Raw genomic sequence first — 478 nt, 5'->3', positions numbered from 1 at the left:
GACTACTCGGGTATCTAATCCTGTTCGCTCCCCACGCTTTCGCGCCTCAGCGTCAGTATTATGCCAGGTGGCTGCCTTCGCCATTGACGTTCCTTCCGATCTCTACGCATTTCACCGCTACACCGGAAATTCCGCCACCCTCTCATATACTCCAGTCGTATCGTTTGCGATGCACTTCCCAGGTTGAGCCCGGGGCTTTCACATCACACTCATACGACCGCCTACGCGCCCTTTACGCCCAGTAAATCCGATTAACGCTCGCACCCTCTGTATTACCGCGGCTGCTGGCACAGAGTTTGCCGGTGCTTATTCTGTCGGTACCGTCAATCTACGAGGGTATTAACCTCATAAACTTCTTCCCAACCTAAAGGGCTTTACAACCCGAAGGCCTTCTTCACCCACGCGGCATCGCTGGATCAGGGTTGCCCCCATTGTCCAATATTCCCCACTGCAGCCGCCCGTAGGCTGTCTCTTATAC

The 478-nt window shown here is 54.6% G+C and carries 1 rRNA gene; it reads right to left on the bottom strand.

Annotated elements, in window-relative coordinates:
- A 16S ribosomal RNA gene (locus tag ACTHSL_RS12970) occupies nucleotides 1-478 on the bottom strand; the annotation flags it as partial.

The organism is Neisseria sp. P0008.S010, assembly GCF_051962715.1.
GTDB classification, from domain to species: domain Bacteria; phylum Pseudomonadota; class Gammaproteobacteria; order Burkholderiales; family Neisseriaceae; genus Neisseria; species Neisseria elongata.
This window is presented reverse-complemented; position numbering and strand designations above follow the sequence as displayed.